The 2,907-nt window shown below is 65.7% G+C and carries 4 protein-coding genes; 1 reads left to right on the top strand and 3 read right to left on the bottom strand.

Translation table 11 applies throughout. The annotated features are described in order from the left end of the window. Positions 1-75: 75 nt before the first annotated feature. Entirely contained in the window at positions 76-567 is a 492-nt protein-coding gene (locus ASG00_RS14330; RefSeq protein WP_235557484.1) for a hypothetical protein, read from the top strand. On the opposite strand, the gene ASG00_RS04315 is transcribed toward ASG00_RS14330, so the two are convergent. The 3 genes from ASG00_RS04315 to ASG00_RS16850 all read right to left on the bottom strand — a co-directional run. Further along, on the bottom strand, positions 551-1,216 hold the full coding sequence (locus ASG00_RS04315; protein WP_056207174.1) for a response regulator: 666 nt from the start codon (positions 1,214-1,216) through the stop codon (positions 551-553). The genes ASG00_RS14330 and ASG00_RS04315 overlap by 17 nt on opposite strands. Next, a complete protein-coding gene (locus tag ASG00_RS04310; RefSeq protein ID WP_056519984.1) occupies positions 1,213-2,439 on the bottom strand; it encodes a sensor histidine kinase in 1,227 nt (408 codons plus the stop codon). Before ASG00_RS04310 ends, ASG00_RS04315 begins: the two co-directional genes overlap by 4 nt. A 23-nt stretch (positions 2,440-2,462) precedes the next feature. After that, the coding region (locus ASG00_RS16850) for a fatty acid desaturase family protein (RefSeq protein WP_235559136.1) at positions 2,463-2,907 on the bottom strand (445 nt) is incomplete at its 5' end.

Raw genomic sequence — 2,907 nt, 5'->3', positions numbered from 1 at the left:
TGTACAGCGCGGCGTGACAGAGTGAAAGGGTGCTCCGCCTCGGTGATGGCATGTCAATCCGAGGGGAGGGCGTTCATGCCCGGATGGTGGGAAGAGCTTGTTCATATCGTGACGGGACATGTCAGGCGTCACGATGACTTGCCCGATCTGCGAGGTTTGCCGTCGCGCTCGGTCGCGTTAGAGCGCACGCACTATCTCGTGAATGATCGCGAACGTCGGGACGGTGAACGTCGCGCCTACGTGCTGCGCTCTGAACCGGGCAGGCAGCGAGCGCGGGGGGATGTCGGCGTCTTCGCCAACGGACGCGGCGTGGGCTATCTGCCGAGCCGTGCAGCGGAAGAGGTTCGTCCCTTCCTGGAGCAGATCGGAGGGGCCGCGATCGTGAACGGTGCTGGCGTGAGGACCGGGAGTATCCGACTATGGGTGGATCTGCCTCTGTCGAGCGCGCTGTCCGAGTTCATCGGGGCGGGTGCCGCTCACGGAACACCCCTTGATGACGGCGGGTGTCCCGCAGAAGAACCGCTGTCGAACCGACAGCGGTTCGCCCGTTTCAGTCGCTCGGGATGACCAGCCCTGACTCGTATGCGGCGACGACCGCCTGGGCGCGGTCTCGGATCTGCAGTTTCGTGAGAATCCTGCTTACGTGGCTCTTCACGGTCTGCTCGGCCAGCACGAGTTCCGCAGCGATCTCCTGATTGGACAGTCCCCGCGCGATCAGTACAAGCACCTCACGTTCCCGCGTGGTCAATGCGGTCAGCGCGATGGGTTCCGGTGTCGCTTCTCGCGCGCGCACGAAATGCTCGATCACCCGCCGGGTGACCGCCGGGTCAAGCAGGGCGTCTCCTCTGGCCACGATCCTGACGGCGGTGGCGAGTTCGGAAGGTGGGGAGTCTTTGAGCAAGAAGCCGCTGGCGCCAGCTCGCATGGCTTCGTAGACGTACTCGTCGATGTCGAACGTGGTCAACATGAGGACATGCGGACGTTCTTCGGCCGCGGGGAGCGCCATCAACTGTCTGGTGGCATCGATGCCGTCGAGGACGGGCATCCGCACATCCATGAGGACGACGTCGGGTTTCAGTGTCTGAGCGAGCGTGACCGCTTCGGCGCCGTCGGACGCGGTTCCCACGACGTCGAGGTCGTCGGTCGCGTCGAGCAGGGCGGCGAAGCCGGCGCGGACCATCGCCTGATCGTCGGCGATCAGCACACGGATGCTCACTGCTCAATCTCCCTCGCGTGTGGCGGAGCTTGTCTGAGGGGGAGCGTGACGTGCACTTCGTATCCCCCTGTGGTGATGGGGCCGTATTCGACGGCGCCCTTCACGGCGGCTGCGCGGTCGCGCATGCCGAGCAGCCCGTTGCCGCTATTTCTCTTCGTCTCATCGTCACGGACCGTCGTTGGAGAGATGGGCGGAGGCGTGTTGGCGATGACGATATCGATCTCGGCGCCGCGTCCGACACGTATTTCAGCTTGCGTACCGGGCGCGTGGCGGATGATATTGCTGAGCGCCTCCTGCACGATGCGATATCCGGTGACCCCGACGGCCTCGTCGACGTTGTCGTCCGTGAGAGCGTCCATCCCGTTCAGGCGGACGTCAAGGCCCGACTGTTGTGACTGCTCCACGAGTCTCGGGATATCGGAGAGTCGTGGCGTGGGAATGCGGGGGAGTGGCGCGTCTGGATCTCGCAGAACGCTGAGTAGCGAGCGCATCTCGGAGAGGGCCCGGCGGCTCGATTCTGCGATCTCGTCGAACTCTTGCCGCAGTTCGTCGCTCGCGCCCGGATGTCTGACTGTTGCGCTGCTGGCCTGGATGGTGATGATCGACATGCTGTGCGCGATCACGTCGTGCAGTTCCTGGGCGATCCTGGTCTTCTCCTCGGCGAGCATCCGGCGGGCGCGTTCGCCCTCGGTGAGCTGGCGTTCGCTGGCGAGTTGGCGGCGGATGGCCTGCCATTGCCGTGACACGATGCCGGCGGCGAGCGCGGTCCCGCCGATGGAGGTGAACACGACGAGGTCGATCGCCACGGTCTGCTGATCGCGCGTCTGCCCGGAGAGTGCCGCGACGACCCCGGAGAACACGAGCACCACGATCAAGGTGCCGGCTCCCAGCGGCCAGGGCGCGCGAAATCCGAGCAGCGCGAGGACCAGCCCTTGGGTGATCATGGTCGTCACCGACCAGGGCCAGGGGGCGCCGCCCGCGTGCGCGGACGCCATGATCGTGACGGCGCCGACGACGGACAGGGGAGCTGCGATCCAGGGGCGGATCAGCGCGATCGGTACCGCGGACACCTGCACGAGCACACCGACGAACAGCACGAGAAGCGCTCCCCGGTACACGGTCGCGCCGAGAGGCACCGACACGGCGAGCAGCGCGACGGCCGTCGCCGTCGCGCTGATTCGCAACCAGCCTTCCGGGCGACGGGCCAACCTGCCGACCATCATGCTGCCGATGGTACGCGGCCTTGTCAGCGCAGCTGGGACGCGAGGGGGCATTCGAACGGGTCAGCGTGCTTCAGTCCGACTCTCTGCAGGTAGCGCAGGACGATCCTGTACGACTCCACGAGGGTGGTCTCCGTGTATCGCACATCCCGCTCCCGGCAGAACTCACGTACCACCGGGCGGGCCCGGCGTAGGTTGACTGACGGCATGCTCGGGAACAGGTGATGCTCGATCTGGAAGTTCAGCCCGCCCATCCCCGTCGCGACCACCGGGCCGCCACTGATATTGCGGGAGGTCAGCGTCTGACGGCGCAGGAAGTCGATCGAGAAGTCCTTCGGCAGGATCGCCATCCCCTTGTGATTCGGGGCGAAGCTGCCGCCCATATAGATGCCGAACAATGCCACCTGCACGGCCATGAACGCCAGACCCATCAGTGGCCCCGCAGCGATGATGACCAGCGCGGGGAACCCG

It is taken from the genome of Microbacterium sp. Leaf351, from assembly GCF_001423825.1.
Classification (GTDB): Bacteria; Actinomycetota; Actinomycetes; order Actinomycetales; family Microbacteriaceae; genus Microbacterium; species Microbacterium ginsengisoli.
This window is presented reverse-complemented; position numbering and strand designations above follow the sequence as displayed.